Below are 18943 nucleotides of genomic sequence, written 5' to 3' on the forward strand. Positions count from 1 at the left end.
CTCTCAGTCCGCCCGCGGAAAAAACCCGTGACGCTTGGCAAGCAGCGCCTCGAATTCATCGAGCAGGCCCGCGAGCAGAGCGCCCAGACCGTCCGGGGCATCCTCCAGGGCGCTGTCGAGAGCCGCCGCCTTGTCAAGCAGGTTCAAATCGAAATCGAGCAGAACCTCATCCTCCACCAGTCCCGCGCCCGGCGCCGCGCCGCTTGCGCCATTTGCCGACAGCAAGCTCTCGCGCAAGCGCGCCAGGCGCTGCACAACCGCCGCCAGTTCCGCCCGCCGAGCCTCCTCCTCGCTCGGACCGGCCATCCGGTCCGCCAGCCGCTCGCGAATCCCCGCCAGCCGCCCCGCCAGATAATGACGCAGCAGCCGATCCGTCTCCCCGTGGTCAATGGCCCGATAGCCGGGAAATTCGGGGATATGCCGCCCGATGAACTCGACCTTGCCCTGGAGATCTCTTTTCATGGGAACGTCCTTGGTAAGGGAAATGTTTCTAATAACTTAACAGCGACGCCCGCGCTGTCAACGCCAACCCGCCCCGGGCAGAACCAGCTTTCGCGGGTGGCATTTTTTCGCCGACGATGATAGAAAAGGGGGCACGACCGTTTGCCGTGCCCCCTTTTCTTTTTCCGGGAGGAAAACCGCCATGCCGCATTTCGCCCTGACCATCATCGGCCGCGACAGGCCGGGCATCGTTTCGCAGGTGACGGAAATCCTCTATCGCCTCGGCTGCAACATCGCCGATTCGAGCTGCTCCATCCTCGGCGGGCAGTTCGCCATGATTCTCATCATCTCCCATCCCGAGTACACCGACCATGTCAGCTTCGGCGACGTCTTCGCGCCCCTGGAAGCGACCAACCTCTCGGTCTTCGTGCGCACCCTGCGGCCCGGCGGCGAAAAACGCCCGGAATTCGAGGGCGAGATCTGCATGATCTCGGTGTACGGCGCGGACCGGCCGGGCATCGTCTACCGCGTCGCCAAGGAACTCGGCGATCGCCAGGTCAACATCACCGACCTCAACACCAAGCTGATCGGCAGCGAGAACCGTCCGGTCTACGTGATGATGATCGAGGCGGTGCTGCCGGAAAGTCTCTCCGTCGACGCGCTGCGCAACCTCCTCGACCATCTCAAGGACGAGATGCAGGTGGACATTACGGTGCGCTCCATCACCCCCGTGGAACTTTAGTCCCCATGGCCGTTCGCGACATTCTTCTCTACCCCAACCCCATCCTCAAGCACCCCTGCGCCTGCGTCCTGCGCCTGGATGCCCAAGTCGACGCCCTGGTGCAGGATCTGCTCGACACCATGCACGCCGCCGGCCATTCCGTGGGCGTGGCGGCGCCCCAGATCGGCGTGAGCCTGCGGGTGGTGGTGGTCGATGTGTCCAGGAGCAAGCTCGGCCGCGAGGACAATCACGGCCGGCTGGTGATGATCAATCCGGAGATTCTGGAGCGCGAGGGGGAAAGGATCATGCGCGAGGGCTGCATGAGCGTGCCCGAGTACACCGGCAACGTCGCCCGCGCGGAGACTATCCTGGTGCAGTTTCTCGACCGCGACGGCGTGGAGCGGGTCATTCGCGCCAACGGTTTTGAAGCGGTGGCCATCCAGCATGAGATGGATCACCTCGACGGCCTGCTGTTCCTCGACCGCGTTTCCAATCTCAAGACCGACGTCTTTCGCCGCAAGAAATAACCAGCCCCCGCCCCTGCCGCCCGGCTAGCCGGCCAATCCCTTGAACACTCGCTCCACCACCTGTCGCGAAGCGTGCACACAGTCGTTGAGACCGATGCCGAAAAAGGCATTGCCGGTGAGAAACAAGCCGGGGCAGGACCGCAGGCGTTCGTCCAGGGCTTGCAGGCGTTTGCCGTGCCCGACGGTGTACTGGGGAATGGCCTGGGGATGGCGGAAAATGCGCACGAAATCGGGCTCGGCGTCGATGCCCATGCTCGCGTTGAGGTCGGCGAGGGTGCGCGCCCGCACCTCGGCGTCGGAAAACTCGATGGCCCTGGGATTGGTGGCGCCGCCCATCATGGAACGCAGCAGCACTTGGCCCTCGGGGGCACGATTGGGAAAGATGCTCGAATCCCAGAGGGTGCCCAGGGTGCTGCACCCTTCCTTGCGCGGGATGAGATAGCCGAAGCCGTCGAGGGAATGGACGATTTTCTCGCGTTCATAGCCGAAGCAGATCACATTCATGGGGGCATAGGGAATGTCCCTGAGCAGAGCGCTGAGCCCCTCATCAAGGGCGGCGGTCATGTCCGCCAGGGCATGAGCGGGCGCGGCGCTGATCACCATCTCGGCATCCAGGGTGCCGCCACCCTCGAAGCGCAACTCGAAGCCGCCCTCCTTGCGCACGATGCGCTCGATGCCCACCCCGCGGCGGATTTCGCCGCGCACCTGGGCGGCGGTGCTGTCGGTCAGTTCCTGAATGCCGTCGGAGAATGAGGTCAGCACGCCGCCCGGCCCGGCGGCGCTCGCGACCTGCTTGCCTTCGCGGATCTCCTGCTTTTTCTTCTTGGCCAGCTTGATCATGGCCTTGATCAGCCCGCCGTATTCCTCTTCGAGTTGCTGGATGCGCGGAAAGCAGCTTCCGAGGCTCATGGTTTCCGGGTCGCCGGCGAAGATTCCCGACACCATGGGCGCGATGAGCTTGTCGAGGGCCTCGCCGCCCAGGCGCCGCCGCCCGAAGTCGGCCAGCGTCTCATCCTCGCCGTCGCGCTTGGGCGCAATGATCATCTCCTTGGCCAGACGGATCTTGCCCGGCCAGGAGATCAGCTTGGACTTGAGGAACATGGGGCCGTTTTCCGGCAGGCGATGCAGTACGCCCTCGGAGAAGATATAGCGCTTGCGCGCGTTGTCGTCGGAGCGCAGCAGGCGCCCGCGGATGCCGAGTTGCTCGCAGAGCTCCAGGGTCCAGGGCTTGCTGTCGAGAAAACCGTTGGGCCCCCACTCGCAGAGAAAACCTTCCTCCTTGATGCTCCAGATCTTGCCCCCCACCCGGTCTTTTTTTTCCAGCACGATGATCTCAAGATCGAGATGTTGCGCGCGGGCCTGCTGCTCAAGGAGAAAGGCGGTGGTCAAACCGGAAATACCGGCGCCGATAATGGCAATGCGGGTCATCAAGGAACTCCTGGGATAAAGGGTCGCGGGCCGACGTCCGGCAGGCAAGGTCTATTTGGATCAATCTTGCAGCAAGCGCTGCAGATCCTCATCGAGGGGCAACTCCGGGTCGATTTGGAGGGCGGCGTCCAGGACGGCACGCGCCTGCTCCGCCTCGCCTCGGGCAAGATGCACCTCGGCGAGGGTTTCGAGGACCAGGGGATTGTCGGGGGACAGGGCGACCGCCTCGCGAATCCGTGTCAGGGCGCGGTCAAGCTGCCCTTCTTGCAGCAGCACCCAGGCCAGATTGTTGAGGGCGACGGGATCGGCCGGATCGCGCGCCAGGGCGGCCTCATAGGCTTGAATCGCGCCGCGCCAATCCTTCTGGCCCGCGCGCACGTTGCCCAGGTTGACCAGCGGCAGGGCCCAGCGGCGATCAAGCTGCGCGGCGCGCTCGTAGGCACGCTCCGCCAGATCCACCTCGCCCCGCGCTTCATAGGCCACGCCCAGATCATTGTGCTGGGCGGCATCCAGGGGGTCGTTAAGCACGATGACGCGCGGCGTGGAGCACCCCGTCACCATCATCAGCAGCAGTGCCATCAGCAAAAAATTGCGCATTCTTGCAGCAACTCCTCAAAAGCCAGGGCCGGGAAACGCGGAGGTCCAGAATGAGCGCAACTCCAACCAGGGAACGGAACGAAACCTCGTCATGGCAGGTACAGGTAGAGCCGGTTCATGGCCCCCCAGCGCCGCTCCAGATCCTCGGCCGCCAGAAAGACACCGGCGGTTTGTCCATCATAGACCAGGAAGCGGCTCTGGTCGTAACCGATCACCACCAGGTAGTGAGGCCGACGCAGCGGGCCGACGCCCCTGTCGATGAGCACCGCGAGGGGCCGCCCGGCATCGACCCGCCGACGCAGGAGGTCAAGATCGCCGCGTCCCGAGCGCGTCGCGAAACCCTTCCGGCGCGCGTAGTTTTCCATGTCCGCCAGCAGGGAACCGCCCAATCGCGCGTCATAAACCTCTCGCCCGATGTCTTCCAGGGCGGGGACTTGCCCCGCATGGGCGAGAAGGGAGGCCAAGGCCGCCGGACCGCAATCATCACGCGCCTGCTGCGGAAAAAACGGCACCCCTTCAACAAGCTGAAGCCCCGGCTGCCCGGGGCTCCAATCGTTTTGCCCGGCGGCCGCGCATCCAACCAGCAGCAACAGGGCAAGAATAAGACAGCGCCGCGCTGACGCCAAGCCAAGCATCGACGCGGCTTACTTAATGATGATCTGCTTATCGGAGAGTTTGAGAATCAGCACCACCAGCAGAACGATAACCAGAACCGCGATCACCAGTCCCAGTCCGTCGGCTCCCTCGCCGAGGCTGTCCGTCAATCCGGCGATCTGGTGGATCTGCTCGTCGGAAAGAGTCGGCAATTTCGCGGCGATCTCATCGCTGCTGAACCCGTAATCGGCCAGGCGTTGGGCCACGACCTCCTGCTGCAGGGCCTGACGGATTTTATCCAGGTCGTCGGCGCGCTGGGTGTAGCTCTCGCCCGTTGACAAGCGGCTGTCCATCAACCCGGCAAAGGAATTGTTGGGCACCAGGGACAACAGGGTGAAGGCCATCAACACCACCCAGCAAATGCGACTGTCGAGAATCCAGATGCGTTTACGGCTCATTGTATTTCCCCCTTTGTGATTAGATACTTAGAACCTTCCCTCATTTTACCCCCAAGGATCGATTTGGCAAGAAGTAAATTCCCGGGGCGCCTTGACGCTTATCGGGGCCGTCATTATATTGTCAAAAAAGCGTCGGCAAGCGGAGATTCGACATGGCCAAGGACTATTACAGCATTCTCGGTGTGAGCAAGGGCGCCTCGCCCGAGGACATCAAAAAAGCCTACCGCAAGCTGGCCCTCAAATATCACCCCGACAAGAATCCCGGCGACAAGAAGGCCGAGGAGAAATTCAAGGACATCACCGAAGCTTACGCGGTGCTCTCCGACGCCGAAAAACGCAAGCAGTACGATCAATTCGGCGAAAGCGGCTTCCATCAGCGCTACAGCCAGGAAGACATTTTCCGCGGCTTCGACGTCGGCGATATTTTCCGCGAATTCGGCTTCGGCACCGAGGACATTTTCTCCCACCTGTTCGGCGGCCGCGCCGCGGCCTTCGGCGGCGGGACGCGGGTGCGGCCACGCAGCCTCAAGGGACCGGATTATTCCCTCAGCCTCACCCTGCCCCTGCGCGAAGCGGTGCTGGGCGGCGAGCGACGCATCGATTTTCGCCACGACGGCCAACCGCATTCGGTGCAGGTGCGCATTCCCCCCGGCGTCGAGACCGGCACGCGCCTGCGCCTGCCCGGCAAGGGCGGCCCCAGCCCGTCCGGCGGTGCGCCGGGCGATCTGTTTCTCGACGTGGAGGTGAGCCCCGATCCGGTTTTTTCCCGCGAGGGCAACGATCTGCTGGTGCGGGTAAGGGTTCCCTTCAGCGGCGCCTGCCTGGGCACCACGGCGGAGGTTCCCACCCTGGCGGGCACCAAGCGCATCAAAATCCCCGCCGGCATTCAATCGGGGGCCAAAATCCGTCTCAAGGGTTTTGGCGTTCCCGCCCACCGCAACCGTCCCCAGGGCGATCTCTATGCCGTGGTGGACATCGACGTGCCGCACAGCCTCACCGAGCGGCAACGCGAACTTTTGGAGAAGCTCAGGAAGGAAGGTCTTTAGGCCAGAGGGTAAACGCCTAGGCGTCGAACTCCCGGCAGTACATCATGCCCAGCAGGCCGCGACTGCCCAGGCAGCGCGGACAAAGCTCACCCAGATCGTTCCACTCGCCTTGACTTGCCATGAACACGCCGGCCTGCATGGCCGGATCGTCCAGAGGGGCCTGGGGATCAAAGGCTTCCCCGCAGACCTTGCAGCTTTTCATCGCCAATTCTCCACTTCGTTTTTCACCAGCTCCGCCATGGCGGCAAGAAATTCAGGAAGGTCGTTAAGGGACGGACTGCGCTCGAAATGCGCGATGCCCTTGGCCTGGGCATGGGCGCGATATTCGATGTCGATTTCGTGCAGGGTCTCGATGTGATCCGAGACAAAGGAGATGGGTACCAGCAGCACCGCCTGGCGGCCCTCGGCGGCCAGCTGGTCAAGGACCTCGACGGTGTCGGGCTCCATCCATTTGACCGGCCCGCTGCGACTCTGAAAGCCCAGGCGCCAGGAGCGGTTGCCGAGGCGCTTCATGACGCCGCGGGTGGTGTCGAGCACATGCTCCAGGTAGGGATCGCCGCGGTCGATGAACTTCTGCGGCAGGGCATGGGCACTGAACAGGATCTGCACCAGGGGCCGCAGATCCTCGGGGAATCTCTCCAAGCCCCGGCGCACGCACAGCGCCAGGGCATCGAGATAGCCCGGCCAGTCGTACCACTGCTCGATGACGCGATATTTGAGGCCCGGATGCAGGGCGGCCGCGGCACGGCGAAAATCCTTGACGCTGCTGCCGGTGGTGGCCCCGGTGTAATGGGGATAAAGGGACAGCACCACCGCCCGCTCGACACCGTCGGCCTTCATCCGCGCCACCGCCTCGTCGGCGCGGGGCGCCCAGTAACGCATGGCCACATAAGGCCGGTAGGCGGAACCCAGTCGCGCGGCGATACCCTGGGCCTGAACGCTGGTCCAGTGCAACAAAGGGCTCTTACCGCCGATGGCGCGGTAGTTTTCCACCACCGCCTTGGCGCGCCGTCGGGAAATCAGCCGCGCGAAGGGCTTTTGCAGCAGCGCGCCGAGGGGCAGCTGAATCAGGTCGCGGTCGGAAAACAGGTTGTAGAGAAAAGGCTCGACCGCCTCCAGCGCATCGGGACCGCCCATGTTGAGCAGGACGATCCCGATGGGACTGCCAGGGTTGTCATCCTTCATGGCTCAGGCCTTCATCCCTTGGCGCTCAGGCGATGCACGCACTCGACCATGAACTTGGCGTGCTCGGGCGGCACGGTGGGCAGGATGCCGTGGCCGAGGTTGAAGATGTGGCCCGGACGACCGCCGTTTTCGTCGAGAATGCGCTGGACTTCCCGCTCGATGTGCGCCGGCGGCGCGTAAAGCACGGTGGGATCGAGATTGCCCTGCACCGCCACCTCGCTGCCGAGCAGGTTGCGCGCCTTGCCCAGGTTGATGTGCCAGTCGAGGCCGACCACGTCGGAACCGGCGCGCTTGACCAGGTCGAGCATGGTGCCCGCGCCCTTGACGAAATGGATGATGGGCACGCCGGTGCGGTTGAGGCCGTTGATGAGCTTGGTGGTGTAGGGCAGGACGTATTTCTCGTAATCGGTGGGCGAAACGATGCCGCCCCAGGTGTCGAAGATCTGGATGGCCTGGGCCCCCGCCGCGATCTGGGCGTTGAGGTACTGGCGGTCCATCTCGGTGATTTTCTCCATGAGCGCCGCGAAAACCTCGGGCGCGGCGTACATCATGCGCTTGATGTGGGCGAAATCCTTGCTGCCCTTGCCTTCCACCATGTAGCAGGCCAGGGTGAAGGGCGCCCCGCCGAAGCCGATGAGGGGCACGCGGCCCTCGAACTCGCGGCGCAGGATGCGGATGGTTTCCAGCACATAGGGGACATCCTCCTCCATCACCGGAATGCGCAGGGCATCCACATCGGCCTGGGTGCGCACCGGCTTTTCGAACACCGGTCCGGGCACGAAGTCGAGCTTGAGGCCCATGGGCTCGACGGGGGTGAGGATGTCGGAGAAGAGAATCGCCGCGTCGGCGCCGAGATAATCGATGGGCTGGATGGTGACCTCGGCGGCCAGTTCCGGCGTCTTGCACAGTTCGAGAAAGCTCACCTTGGAGCGCACCGCCATGTACTGGGGCAGGTAACGGCCGGCCTGGCGCATGAGCCACACGGGCGTGCGATCGACGGGCTCGCCCCAGCAGGCCTTGAGAAAACGGTAATCGGACATGAGATTGCCTCCTGGTCAAATTAAATTGTAGGGGCGCACCCTGTGCGCCCTGGGCGGATGCAATCCGCCCCTACGATTTTGCCGGCGGGTGTAGGGGCGCAGCATGCTGCGCCCCTACGGAAATCACGATTTCGGCGCCAGTTCGGCCGCCTCTTTTTCCAGGCGCTTGCGGGTGCGCGGCGGGATGTAGCTGCAGAAGGGCTCCTCCTGCATGTAGTCGCCGTACACGGCGTCGGCGCGCGCCCGGCAACCGCCGCAGACGTTGATGAACTCGCACTCGCCGCATTTGCCCTTGTACTTTTTCGTGTCGCGCAGGTCGTTGAACACCCGCGAATTGAACCAGAGTTCCCTGAAGGGCACCTGCTTGACGTTGCCCACGGAGGAGTGAAAATAGCTGCATGGCTTGAGGTTACCGAAGCAGTCGATGAGACAGATGGTCTGCGCGGCGATGCAGCCCTTGCCGCCGCCGGTGGAAAAGGTCAGGGACCGGCGCTGGAAATCAACGCCTTCCGCCTTGGCCATCTGCGGCACGATGCGGTAATAGTGCGGGGCGCAGGTGGGCCGCATAAGGATGTCGTCCTCCAGGCGCTCCTGCTGGTAGTGCCACTTGAGAATCTCCTCGTAATCCTCCTTGGAGATCAGCTCGTTCATGATTTCCTCGCCGCGCCCGGTGGGCACGATCATGAACATGTACCAGGCGGTGGCGCCCAGGCTCTTGGCCAGGCGGAAGGTGGCGCCGATGTCCTGCTGGTTGCGCTTGGTGAAGGAGGAGTTGATGAGAAACTTGATGCCGTTGCGCTTCATGGTTTCGGCGGCGCTCACCACGCCCTCGAAGGCGCCGGGGCAGTTGCGGAAATTGTCGTGAATCTCCGCCGTCGAGCCATCGAGGGACAGCGATACCATCTTGAGGTCGACTTCTTTCATCTTGGCGCAAACCGCGTCGTCGATGAGCGTGCCATTGGTCGCCATGCACATGCGCAGGCCCTTGCTCGTGCCGTATCGGGCAATGTCCCAAATGTCGGCGCGCAGCAGCGGCTCGCCGCCGGACAGGACCATGACCGGCGTGCTCACCGTGCAGATGTCGTCGATCAACTTATAGGCTTCCTCGGTGGTGAAATCACCCTCGGAGGACTGCATGTCCGAGGAACAGCGGCAGTGCACGCAGTTGAGATTGCAGCGCTGGGTGGTCTCCCAGGCGATCCATTTGGGGATATATTCTTCGGTGGCGGTTGCAGCGGCCATGCCTTCTCCTTTTTGAAACGACTGTCGAAACGGGCTCGACGCAAGGGGAAATACTACCCCAGGCCGATGGAAAATGGCAAGAATTAAGCCCTTTTCAGATCACGAAACCCGCATTCCCGCCCGGCGCTCTTGTGTTAGACTGGGTGGACATTTCTCACACTACGGAGGCGTTCCATGAAAAAATGGCTGCTGCTTCTGCTCGGCACCCTCGTCTGGCCCCTGGGGACGGCCACGGCCCAAGGAATGGAGCCGGACTGGCCCGAGGTGCAAAAACTGCTGGAAAACCGTTGCGTGATCTGTCACGGTGCCGCCCTCGCCAGCCAGGGGCTGCGCCTGGACAGCCGTGAACGCCTGCTGGCCGGCAGCAGCAACGGCCCGGTCGTCATTGCCGGAAGTCCCGACGAAAGCGAATTGCTGCGGCGCATTCGCGGCGAGTCGCTGCCGCGCATGCCCCTGACCGGCCCGCCCTACCTGAGCGACGCGGAAACCGCCCTGATCCTGGGCTGGATTCGCTCCTTGGCTCCCGACGCCGCCTCCGTCAGCCGGGACCCGGACCCCGCCACCCCGGAGCCGGAGGCTCAAGCCCTGGAAGATCCGGGGCTTTTTTCCCGGGTGGCGGCCGTTCTCGTGCCGCGCTGCGCCACCTGCCACAGCCCCAACGGACGCATGGGACCGGCCCCGGAGGGCTTTGTCGCCACCAGTCACGCCAGCCTGCTCGACGCGCGCGAACGGGCCTGGATCGTCCCCGGCGACCCACGGGCCAGCGAACTGGTACGGCGCATCCGCGGCCAATCCCTGCCGCGCATGCCCTTTGACGGCCCGCCTTACCTGAGCGCGGCGGACATCGAACTCATCGAGGAATGGATCGCCGCCGGCGCCCCGAACGACCAGGGGCAACCGGCACCTCTGCCCGTGGGCGCCAGGGTGCGCTTGGGCGGCACGCTTAGCGGCCACTGGCAGCTCGACGGCCTGCCCCTCAAGGTCGCCGCGGGCACCCGCATTCGCGAGAACCTGCGGGTGGGGCAACGCGTGGAAGTGCGGGGCTGGGTGGAAAGCGACGGGACGATCGGAGTCGAGCGCATCCGCGCGCGCTGAGTCGCGGATGAAAAAAGGGCGCCCCCGGTAGGAGCGCCCTGCAAATTTTGGCGAGGAACGAAGGATCAGCCGTTGGCCGCCCGCTCCACCGGCACGCCGTCGGCCAGATCGAAAAGCTCGTCGAAGATCGCCTGCACGGTGGTGATGCGATCCGCCTTCCAGGCGTTGGTGCCGCAGAACACCAGGCCGGTGTCCACGTCGCCGCGCTGGGCGCGATCGAGGGCATGCACGATGCAGAAACGCTCCTGGCCCTCCTTGTAGGTGCACTTCTTGAGGCAACCCGAGGGGCAGATCACACCGTGGTCGAGATCGCGCTGACGCACCTGGTCGATGTTGGCGCGAATCGCCCGGCCGGGCAAGCCGGCGGGGCTCATGATCAGCCCGATATCCTCGGGACGGCAGTTGAGATAGGCCTGCTTGTAGGAATCCTCGGCGTCGCACTCCTCGGTGCACACGAAGCGACTGGCCATCTGCACGCCGTCGGCGCCCTGCTCCAGGGCATGGCGCACATCGGCGCGATCCCAGATGCCGCCGGCGGCGATCAACGGCATGTCCATGCCGAAGGCCTCGCGGAAGTAGGCCTTGACGCCGCGCACCGTGGCGTACTGGTCGTATTGGCCGGTGGCGATGTTCTCGGGCTTTTCGCCCAGGTGGCCGCCGGCGGTGTCGGGGTCCTCGACGATCACCGCGTCGGGCAGGCGATCATAGCCTTTTTTCCATTTGCGCGCGATCAGCTCGGCCGCCTTGACGGACGAGACGATGGGCACCAGCGCCACATCGGGGTAATCGGCGGTCAAGCTCGGCAGGTTCAAGGGTAGGCCGGCGCCGCTGATGATGATCTTGGCGCCCGCCGCGCAGGACACCCGCACCAACTCGTCGTAATCAGAAACCGCGACCATGCAGTTGGTGCCGATCACGCCGTCGGGGGCGATGTCATAGGCCTTGCGGATCTCGTCGTGCAGGGCTTGGGCGTTGGCGGTGAAGTAATTGCTTTCCGAATAGTAGGAACTGTTGATCCCGATACCGGCGGTAGCGACGATGCCCACGCCGCCGCAGCGGGCCACGTGACCCGCAAGACGTCCGCCGGAAACGCGCACGCCCATCCCTCCCTGGATGAGGGGATAGGGGATGCGGTGCTTGCCGATGGTCAGGGTTTTGATCATTGCGGTTCCTCGGTCGATAGTTTTAAGATAAGGACTTCGCCATGTTAGCAGATGTTTACGACGGCCGTATGTAATACTTTCGTAAAAGTCACCGAACTCGCCCCGAATCCCGAGCCACGCCGATGAAATTCTGGAAAAAAATCTTCAATCCCCTGATGGCGCTGATCGCCATCCAGCTCGCCTGGCTGCTGGTGGTGCTGGTGTGGATCCGCTGGTTCGTCAGCTCTCACCAACGGCTGCGCGAGTTGGCGGAAAAATACAGCCCGGAACTATTGCACGGCAGCGTCGACTGGCTGCTGCTCGCCGAAGGCCTGATCCTGCTGGTGCTGATTCTCGGCGGCGTCTATGTCATCTTTATCTACTGGCGCCGCCAGGCGGCCTTGTACCGCGAGCAGAAGAAGTTCATCTCCCAGGTCACTCATGAGCTCAAATCGCCCCTGGCCTCCATCCAGTTGCATCTCGAAACCATCCGCCTGCGCCAGCCGCCGCCGGAAAAGCTCGATGCCTTCGTCACCACCATGCTCGCCGACACCCAGCGGCTGCACGGTCTGATCAACAACCTGCTCACCGCCAACCGCCTGGAGCTCAAAGCGCCGCGCCTGACCTTGCGCCGCGCCGACCTCTCGGCCTTCGTCGCCAACTATTTCACCCAGCAGAGCGCCTCGCTGCCGGCGGGCACGAAATTTTCCCTGGATGTGAAAAAAGGCCTGTTCAGCCCCTTTGAGGGCGAATCCCTGGAGATCGTGCTGCGCAACCTGCTGGAAAACGCCCTGCTCTACAGCGATCCGCCGGCGGACATCGCGGTGAGCCTGCAGGGCGAAAAAAACCACTGTCATCTGCGGCTTCGCGACCAGGGCCGGGGCCTGGACGCCCCGGAGCTGAAAAAAGTGTTCCGCATCTTCTATCGCGCCAATCGCGGCAACGAGCGGGTGCCGGGCACGGGTCTCGGCTTGTTCATCGCCCGCGCCATCATTCGCCGGCATCGCGGCAAAATCTGGCTGGAAAGCGCCGGGCCCGGGCGCGGCACCTGCGTCCATATCCTTTTGCCCCGCATCTCGGAGCCCTCATGAGCCCTTCCGACCAACCGCCCCATCACATTCTCGTGGTCGAGGACGAACCCCACATCGCCCAGGGCCTGATCTTCAACCTGGAACATGAAGGGTTTGTCGTGACGCACGCGGAAAGCGGCGAGGAGGCCTTGCGGCTTCTGGAGCACGCGCCCGTGGATCTGCTCGTCCTCGATCTGATGCTGCCGGGCATCTCGGGGCTGGAGGTGTGCCGCCGCAGCCGGGAAGTTTATCCCCAGTTGCCCATTCTCATGCTGACCGCCCTCGCGCGGGACCAGGACCGCATCGCCGGTCTGGCCCAGGGCGCCGACGATTACCTGGCCAAGCCCTTCAACCTGGAGGAATTTCTTCTGCGGGTCAAGGCCATCCTGCGCCGCGTGCAGCGCCAGGGCGGCGCCCCGCGGCCCAGCTATCGCTTCGGCGACAACCGGGTGGATCTGCAGGGCGCACGGGCGCAGACGCCGCGGGGCGTCTTCGATCTGACGGAACTGGAGGTCCGGATGCTCGAGGTGTTCTTCGCGCGGGAAAAGGAACTGGTGACGCGACAGGAACTCTTGCGCAAGGTCTGGGGCATGGCGCCCGACACGGAAACGCGCACCCTGGACAATTTCATCGTGCGCCTGCGCAAGTATTTCGAAAAAAACCCCGCCCGCCCGGTGCATTTTCGCACCGTGCGCGGGCGGGGCTACCGTTTTTTCCGCGAGTAGCGGGGCGAGGCCTTGCCGCGCCCCGGCGCCTCAGGCTTTGAAGTCGCGCAGCGCTTCCTCGCGAAAGGCGTCAATGCCCATTTCCTCGATGAACTTGCCCAACCGGCAGCGCCGGTCCTGCTTCTTGAACCAGCCCACCAGGTGATCGACCAGGGCCAGGGCCTCGGCGTCCGTGGGCACGTGCTCCACCAGCTTGTGCGAGAGACGCGGTTGGGCGCCGCCGTTGCCGCCGACCATGACATTCCAACCCTTGGGCGTGCCGACCAGCGCCACGTCCTTGATGCAGCCCTCGGCGCAGTCGTTGATGCACCCTGAAACGCCCATCTTGAATTTCCACGGCAGCTCCATGCCGTGATACCGCTCGTCCATCTCCAACCCGACCTTGACCGAATCCTGCTGGCCGCGCTTGCAGTAGGTGGTGCCGGGACAGATCTTGACGGAGCGAATGCACAGACCGATGGCGGCGCCGGGTTTCTCGCCGAGTTCCTCCCACATGGCATCGAGATGCTGCTCGTCGAAGCCGACGATGGCGATGCGCTGGGCGCTGGTGATCTTGAGGGCCTGCGCCTGGTATTTGTCGGCGACATCGGCGATCTTGCGCAACTGCGCGGGGTTGGTGATGCCGCCCGGAATATGCGGGGCGATGGCGTAGGTTTCCTTGTCGCGCTGAATGATCGCGCCTTTTTCGAGAATATCTTTTTTCATGGGGAAACTCCTGGAAAGCGGTATGGGTCGCCCTCGCGCCGCCGGGACAGCAGGCCGAAGTTCAGCGGGGCGCGGGATGCAACGGCGCGATTATTCAGAAAAACGCCGCGGCTGTCAATCTTTGACGGGAACGCAGGAGAGCAGGCTGTCGACTTTTTGCAGCAGTTCGCTGAGCTTGAAGGGCTTGGCCAGATAGTCGCTGACGCCGGCTTCGAAGGCCCGAAGCCGCTCGGATTTCTGATCCTTGGCGGTCAGCATGATGATGGGGCAGGCATGGGTTTCGGGCTGGGCGCGCAGGAGGCGGACGGCTTCGAAACCGTCCATGCCGCCGGGCATCATGATGTCCATGATGATCAGGTCGGGCCGCCCGGCGCGTGCCAGGGCAACGCCCGCCTCCCCGCTCTCGGCCTGCAGCACGCGCAGGCCGCGGGTTTCCAGGGTCATTTCCACCAGCCGGCGCACGGTCAGCTGGTCATCCACCACCAGAATTTTCTTCATTGGTCCCCTCCCGAGCAATCCCCCGGTAAATAAATATCACAACTGGGAGCGATCCGCACCAGCGCACCGCACTTTTTTCCGGTTGCACGGCGGGCAGGATTTCCTATAATCGACAACACCGTTCTAATCAAGTCTCACACCACAGCGGCGCGGCCCCTTATCGAGGCCCGCGCAGGGAGGACAACATCATGAAAGCTGTTCTGCTCGACGGCTTCGGCGGCCTTGAGGTTCTGAAAGTCGGCGAAGTCGAGCGACCCACGCCCAAGCAGGGCGAAGTGCTGATCAAGGTCATGGCCACCTCCATCAACCGCCCCGACCTGGTGCAGCGCGAGGGCAAGTATCCGCCGCCCCCCGGCGACTCGGAGATCCTCGGCCTGGAAGTAGCGGGCGTCATCGAGGAACTCGGCCCCGATGTCAGCGGCTGGAGCAAGGGCGAGCGGGTCATGACCCTGGTCGGCGGCGGCGGCTACGCCGAATACGCGGTGGCCTACGCCAGCCACCTGATGCGCATCCCCGAGTCCATGAGCTTCGAGGAAGCGGCCTGCGTGTGCGAATCCTACATCACCGCGTTTCTCAACGTGTTCATGATCGGCGAGTTCCGCGACGGCCAGACCGCCATCCTCCACGGCGGCGGCGGCGGCGTCAACACCGCCGGCATCCAGCTGGCCAAGGCGTTGACCCCCAGCGCCAAGCTCATCGTCACCGCCCATCCAAGCAAGATCGCGCGGGTCAAGGAACTGGGCGCCGATCTGGTCGTCGACTTCACCCAGACCCCCGATTTCACCGAGGCGGTCAAGGAATTCACCAACAAGAAGGGCGTCAATCTGATTCTCGACCACGTCGGCGCCAAGTACCTAGCGCCCAACATGAACTCCCTGGGCTACACGGGCAAGCTGGTCATCATCGGCGTGATCAGCGGCATCAAGGCCGAACTCAACCTCGCCCTGATGATGGTCAAGCGCCAGCAGATCATCGGCTCGGTGCTGCGCTCGCGGCCGGTGGCGGAAAAAGCCGAGATCGTCGCCGAGTTCACCCGGCGCGCCCTGCCCAAATTCGCCGACCGCGGCATCGTGCCCATTATCGAGAAGGTCTTTCCCATCGAGCAGGTGGTGGAGGCCCACCGCATGATGGAGGAGGATCGCCACTTCGGCAAGATCGTGCTGAAAATCCAGTAGCGCCTCCTCTCCAGGAACACCTCGCCGCCCGACGCGCCTGCGGCCGCGCCGGGCGGTTTTTTATTTTTCCGCGAACCCGCGCGGCAGCAGCACCCACATCTGGCCCTGCTGGCGCATGCGCCCGGCGTAATGGCCGCCCTCCTCGCCCAGGCCCCAGTAGAAATCGCCGCGCACCTCGCCCTTGATGGCGCCGCCCGTGTCCTGGGCGCCCATCAACTGACGCAGGGGACGCTCCTCCAGGGGCCAGGTGGTGGCGAGAAATACCGGAGCGCCCAGGGGCACGAACTTGGGATCGACGGCCAGGCTGTAGCGCGGCGTGAGATGGATGCCCAGCGCCCCGGGGGGATTCTCCACCTCGCCGGGCAGTTCACGAAAAAAAACGTAGCTGGGATTTTCGTTGAGCAGCTCGGGGGTGCGCGCGGGGTTGTTGCGCGCCCAGGCACGGATGTTCTGCATGGACATCTGATCGCGGGTCATCTCGCCGCGCTCCAGCAGCAGGCGGCCGATGGAGCGGTAGGGATGGCCGTTCTGGTCAGCGTAATTGACCATCACGCCCTCGCCGTTCTCCAGTTGGATGCGCCCCGAGCCCTGGATGTGCAGAAAGAACAGCTCCACCGGATCCTCCACCCAGAAGAGTTCCTTGCCGGCCAGCGCCCCCTTGCCCGCCTCGATTTCGGCGCGACTGTAATAGGGCACCACCTTGCGCCCCTCGACGCGTCCGCGCAGCCGGTACTCGCCCAGCTGCGGATAGACCGCGCGCAGATCGATGGTCAGCATGTCCTCGGGCGGCGCGTAAAGCGCATAGGCGTAGCGCTGGCTGGGCGTGCGGCTGCCGCGCAGGTTGGGCACGTAATAGCCGGTGATGAGCCCCTGGGTGTCGCCGTCGGGTTTTTGCAGGCGATAGGGCGTGAAATGCTCATGGAAAAAGCGCAGCACCGCGACGCGGTCGTTGCCGTCGATCCCGCCGGCGAGTTCGCAAACCTCGCGCCACTGGTCGCGCCGGCCGATGGCTCGACAGCTCTTGCGAAGCACCTCGAACCCGGGGCGCGGATCGCCCTCGGCCCAGCCGTCGAGGCGATCAAAGGTGGTTGCCTCGCGCGGCGCCAGGGGCGCGGTGGCGGCCATCTCAGGCGGCGCCGGCAGGCAGCCGCCCAAGCTACCGGCCAGTAAAACTCCAAGAAACCAAAGACGCGTTTTCATTCCTGCAGCCTCCCTGATGAAATGCCGTGCAGTTTACCATGCCCGGCGCGACAAGCCCACGGAATACCACGCTTACGCCACCCAGGAAAACCCTTGTTCACCTCCGGTGCCCATGTTATAAGCACGGAAATCCCCCGCAACCGCCAACCCCCTGAAAATGGTTAATTTTTCACCAAAATCAGCAACAACCACTTCCATTCCTGTCGAAGGAGGTTTCATGACTGCCGAAAAAGTAACCACCGGCCTGCGCGGTCTCGACGAGGTGCTCGACGGCCTGCGCCTGGGCGACAACGTGGTGCTCAGCGTCGACCACATCGACGAATACCGCCGCTTCGTCGAGCCCTTCGCCGCCAGCGCCCTCGCCGCGGGCCGCCCTTTGATCTACATGCGCTTCGGCAGCCATCCGCCGCTCCTCGATCCCCGCCCCGGTCTCACCATCCATGAGCTCGACCCGCGCGGCGGCTTCGAGTCCTTCGCGGTGCGCATCCATCGCCTGATCACCGAGGCCGGACGCGGCGCCTTCTACGTCTTCGACTCGCTCTCGGATTTGCTTTCGGCCTGGGCGACGGACCAGATGGTGGGCAACTTCTTCTGGGTCACCTGCCCCTATCTGTTCGAGCTCGACACCATCGCCTACTTCGCCCTGATCCGCGACTACCACTCCCTCAAAACCGTCGCCCGCATTCGCGACACCACCCAGATCCTGCTCGACGTCCTGACCGACGAGGGGCGCGTTCACGTACATCCCCTCAAGGTCTGGCAGCGGCACAGCCCGACCATGTTCCTGCCCCACCGCCAGGATGGCGAGCGCTTCGTGCCCCTGGCCGACAGCTATCACGCCACCCATCTGCTCAGCCGCTTCGCCCCCTCGACGCCCGACACGGCGCGCCGCCATCTCGACCACTGGTACCGGTTGTTCCTGCAGGCCGAGGAACTGGCCGAAAGCGGCGACAGCGAGACTTATGGCGACATGGTGCGTCACCTGTGCCGCCACATGATGGGCCAGGACGAACGCATGCTGGCCCTGGCGCGGGCGACTTTTTCCCTGAAGGATCTGCTCGCCGTCAAGGCGCGCATGATCGGCACCGGCTTCATCGGCGGCAAGGCGGTGGGCATGCTGCTGGCGCGCGACATCCTGCTCAACGACCCCGAGTTCGACTGGGCGAGCCACCTGGAGCCCCATGATTCGTTTTTCGTCGGCTCCAACGTCTATTACACCTACATCGTCCACAACCGTCTCTGGAAGCTCTACGTGCGGCAGAAAACCCCCGAGGGCTACTTCGAGGCGGCGGCCGAACTGCGCGCCAGGATGCTCGAGGGCAGCTTCCCCGACGACATTCGCGCCGGGTTCCAGCAAATGCTCGAATACTACGGCCAGTATCCCATCATCGTGCGTTCCAGCTCCCTGCTCGAGGACGGCTTCGGCAACGCCTTCGCCGGCAAGTACGACAGCTTCTTCTGCGTCAACCAGGGCAGCCCCGAGGAGCGCCTGGCGCAGTTCGAGAATGCCGTGCGCCGCATCTACGCCAGCGCCATGAGCGAGGACGCCCTGGCCTACCGCCGCCAGCGCGGCCTGGAGCATCTCGACGAGCAGATGGCGCTGCTCGTGCAGCGCGTCTCCGGCGCCTATCGCGGCCACTGGTATTTCCCCGAACTGGCCGGGGTCGGCGTGTCCTACAACACTTTCGTCTGGGACAAGGGCATGGATCCGCGCGCTGGCATGCTGCGCCTGGTGCTCGGCCTGGGCACCCGCGCCGTCGACCGGGTGGAAGGCGACTACCCGCGCCTGGTGGCCCTCGACGCGCCCCTCAAGCGTCCCCACAAGGGTTTGGAGGACGCGCGGCGCTTCCTGCAGCGCGACGTGGATCTGCTCGACGTCAGCAGCAACAGCCTCGAAACCCTGCCCCTGCTGCGCCTGGCCAACGTAGACACCGGCCTGCCCCTCGATCTCTTCGCCATCCGCGACGAGGAGATCACCCAGCGCCTCGAGGAGCGCGGGCGCAAGGGTCAGCAGGCCTGGCTGCTGACCTTCGACCGGCTGCTTGCCGACACGC

Annotated in this window: 21 protein-coding genes; 8 read left to right on the forward strand and 13 right to left on the reverse strand. The window is 64.1% G+C overall.

Going from position 1 to position 18943, the window contains the following annotated elements:
• Positions 1-3: 3 nt before the first annotated feature.
• Entirely contained in the window at positions 4-462 is a 459-nt protein-coding gene (locus QAT43_RS07900; RefSeq protein WP_305042513.1) for a hypothetical protein, read from the reverse strand.
• Between the two features lie 181 nt (positions 463-643).
• Here QAT43_RS07900 and QAT43_RS07905 point away from each other — a divergent pair, with 181 nt between their 5' ends.
• Together QAT43_RS07905 and def are read left to right on the forward strand one after the other, a co-directional pair.
• Positions 644-1183 carry a glycine cleavage system protein R gene (locus QAT43_RS07905; RefSeq protein WP_305042514.1) on the forward strand — a complete coding sequence of 180 codons (540 nt, stop codon included), beginning with the start codon at positions 644-646 and terminating at the stop codon, positions 1181-1183.
• Positions 1184-1188: 5 nt separating this feature from the next.
• Positions 1189-1689, forward strand: coding sequence for a peptide deformylase (gene def / locus QAT43_RS07910; protein WP_305042515.1), 501 nt, complete (start codon positions 1189-1191; stop codon positions 1687-1689).
• 24 nt (positions 1690-1713) lie between these two features.
• On the opposite strand, the gene hemG is transcribed toward def, so the two are convergent.
• The 4 genes from hemG to QAT43_RS07930 form a co-directional block, all read right to left on the reverse strand.
• Positions 1714-3117: a protoporphyrinogen oxidase gene (hemG, locus tag QAT43_RS07915; protein WP_305042516.1), complete on the reverse strand. Its 1404-nt coding sequence runs from the start codon at positions 3115-3117 to the stop codon at positions 1714-1716.
• Between the two features lie 60 nt (positions 3118-3177).
• Positions 3178-3714 (reverse strand): tetratricopeptide repeat protein, encoded by a 537-nt coding sequence (locus QAT43_RS07920; protein WP_305042517.1) that lies wholly within the window; start codon positions 3712-3714, stop codon positions 3178-3180.
• Between the two features lie 89 nt (positions 3715-3803).
• Positions 3804-4349: a C39 family peptidase gene (locus QAT43_RS07925; protein WP_305042518.1), complete on the reverse strand. Its 546-nt coding sequence runs from the start codon at positions 4347-4349 to the stop codon at positions 3804-3806.
• 9 nt (positions 4350-4358) lie between these two features.
• Positions 4359-4766, reverse strand: a complete 408-nt coding sequence (locus QAT43_RS07930) for a PA2779 family protein (RefSeq protein WP_305042519.1) — start codon at positions 4764-4766, stop codon at positions 4359-4361.
• 152 nt (positions 4767-4918) lie between these two features.
• On the opposite strand from QAT43_RS07930, the gene QAT43_RS07935 reads away from it, so the two are divergent.
• Complete coding sequence (locus tag QAT43_RS07935) at positions 4919-5812, forward strand: J domain-containing protein (RefSeq protein WP_305042520.1); 894 nt, start codon at positions 4919-4921, stop codon at positions 5810-5812.
• A 16-nt stretch (positions 5813-5828) separates the two neighbouring features.
• Here QAT43_RS07935 and QAT43_RS07940 read toward each other — a convergent pair whose 3' ends face one another.
• The 4 genes from QAT43_RS07940 to QAT43_RS07955 form a co-directional block, all read right to left on the reverse strand.
• Entirely contained in the window at positions 5829-6014 is a 186-nt protein-coding gene (locus QAT43_RS07940) for a hypothetical protein (protein ID WP_305042521.1), read from the reverse strand.
• A complete protein-coding gene (gene hemH / locus QAT43_RS07945; protein ID WP_305042522.1) occupies positions 6011-6997 on the reverse strand; it encodes a ferrochelatase in 987 nt (328 codons plus the stop codon). The genes QAT43_RS07940 and hemH overlap by 4 nt, the downstream gene beginning before the upstream one ends.
• 11 nt (positions 6998-7008) lie before the next feature.
• Positions 7009-8037: a uroporphyrinogen decarboxylase gene (gene hemE / locus QAT43_RS07950; protein WP_305042523.1), complete on the reverse strand. Its 1029-nt coding sequence runs from the start codon at positions 8035-8037 to the stop codon at positions 7009-7011.
• A gap of 123 nt (positions 8038-8160) precedes the next feature.
• Positions 8161-9279, reverse strand: coding sequence for a radical SAM/SPASM domain-containing protein (locus QAT43_RS07955; protein WP_305042524.1), 1119 nt, complete (start codon positions 9277-9279; stop codon positions 8161-8163).
• A gap of 174 nt (positions 9280-9453) precedes the next feature.
• On the opposite strand from QAT43_RS07955, the gene QAT43_RS07960 reads away from it, so the two are divergent.
• The gene (locus tag QAT43_RS07960; protein ID WP_305042525.1) at positions 9454-10374 is read left to right on the forward strand and encodes a c-type cytochrome domain-containing protein; all 921 of its coding nucleotides are present in this window, start codon (positions 9454-9456) and stop codon (positions 10372-10374) included.
• A gap of 65 nt (positions 10375-10439) precedes the next feature.
• On the opposite strand, the gene QAT43_RS07965 is transcribed toward QAT43_RS07960, so the two are convergent.
• Positions 10440-11537 carry an NAD(P)H-dependent flavin oxidoreductase gene (locus QAT43_RS07965; protein ID WP_305042526.1) on the reverse strand — a complete coding sequence of 366 codons (1098 nt, stop codon included), beginning with the start codon at positions 11535-11537 and terminating at the stop codon, positions 10440-10442.
• A 122-nt stretch (positions 11538-11659) separates the two neighbouring features.
• Between QAT43_RS07965 and QAT43_RS07970 the strand changes: the two genes are divergently transcribed.
• Entirely contained in the window at positions 11660-12607 is a 948-nt protein-coding gene (locus QAT43_RS07970; RefSeq protein ID WP_305042527.1) for a sensor histidine kinase, read from the forward strand.
• Positions 12604-13311: a response regulator transcription factor gene (locus QAT43_RS07975; RefSeq protein WP_305042528.1), complete on the forward strand. Its 708-nt coding sequence runs from the start codon at positions 12604-12606 to the stop codon at positions 13309-13311. Before QAT43_RS07970 ends, QAT43_RS07975 begins: the two co-directional genes overlap by 4 nt.
• A 30-nt stretch (positions 13312-13341) precedes the next feature.
• On the opposite strand, the gene QAT43_RS07980 is transcribed toward QAT43_RS07975, so the two are convergent.
• Both QAT43_RS07980 and QAT43_RS07985 read right to left on the reverse strand, forming a co-directional pair.
• Complete coding sequence (locus tag QAT43_RS07980; protein ID WP_305042529.1) at positions 13342-14016, reverse strand: NAD(P)/FAD-dependent oxidoreductase; 675 nt, start codon at positions 14014-14016, stop codon at positions 13342-13344.
• Between the two features lie 114 nt (positions 14017-14130).
• Entirely contained in the window at positions 14131-14514 is a 384-nt protein-coding gene (locus QAT43_RS07985; protein ID WP_305042530.1) for a response regulator, read from the reverse strand.
• Positions 14515-14702: 188 nt separating this feature from the next.
• Here QAT43_RS07985 and QAT43_RS07990 point away from each other — a divergent pair, with 188 nt between their 5' ends.
• Positions 14703-15689: an NAD(P)H-quinone oxidoreductase gene (locus tag QAT43_RS07990; RefSeq protein WP_305042531.1), complete on the forward strand. Its 987-nt coding sequence runs from the start codon at positions 14703-14705 to the stop codon at positions 15687-15689.
• Positions 15690-15749: 60 nt separating this feature from the next.
• On the opposite strand, the gene mltA is transcribed toward QAT43_RS07990, so the two are convergent.
• The gene (gene mltA / locus QAT43_RS07995) at positions 15750-16889 is read right to left on the reverse strand and encodes a murein transglycosylase A (protein ID WP_305042532.1); all 1140 of its coding nucleotides are present in this window, start codon (positions 16887-16889) and stop codon (positions 15750-15752) included.
• 217 nt (positions 16890-17106) lie between these two features.
• On the opposite strand from mltA, the gene QAT43_RS08000 reads away from it, so the two are divergent.
• On the forward strand, positions 17107-18943 hold a 1837-nt coding region (locus tag QAT43_RS08000), incomplete at its 3' end, for a PEP/pyruvate-binding domain-containing protein (RefSeq protein WP_305042533.1).

This window comes from Geoalkalibacter sp. (genome assembly GCF_030604225.1).
Classification (GTDB): domain Bacteria; phylum Desulfobacterota; class Desulfuromonadia; order Desulfuromonadales; family Geoalkalibacteraceae; genus Geoalkalibacter.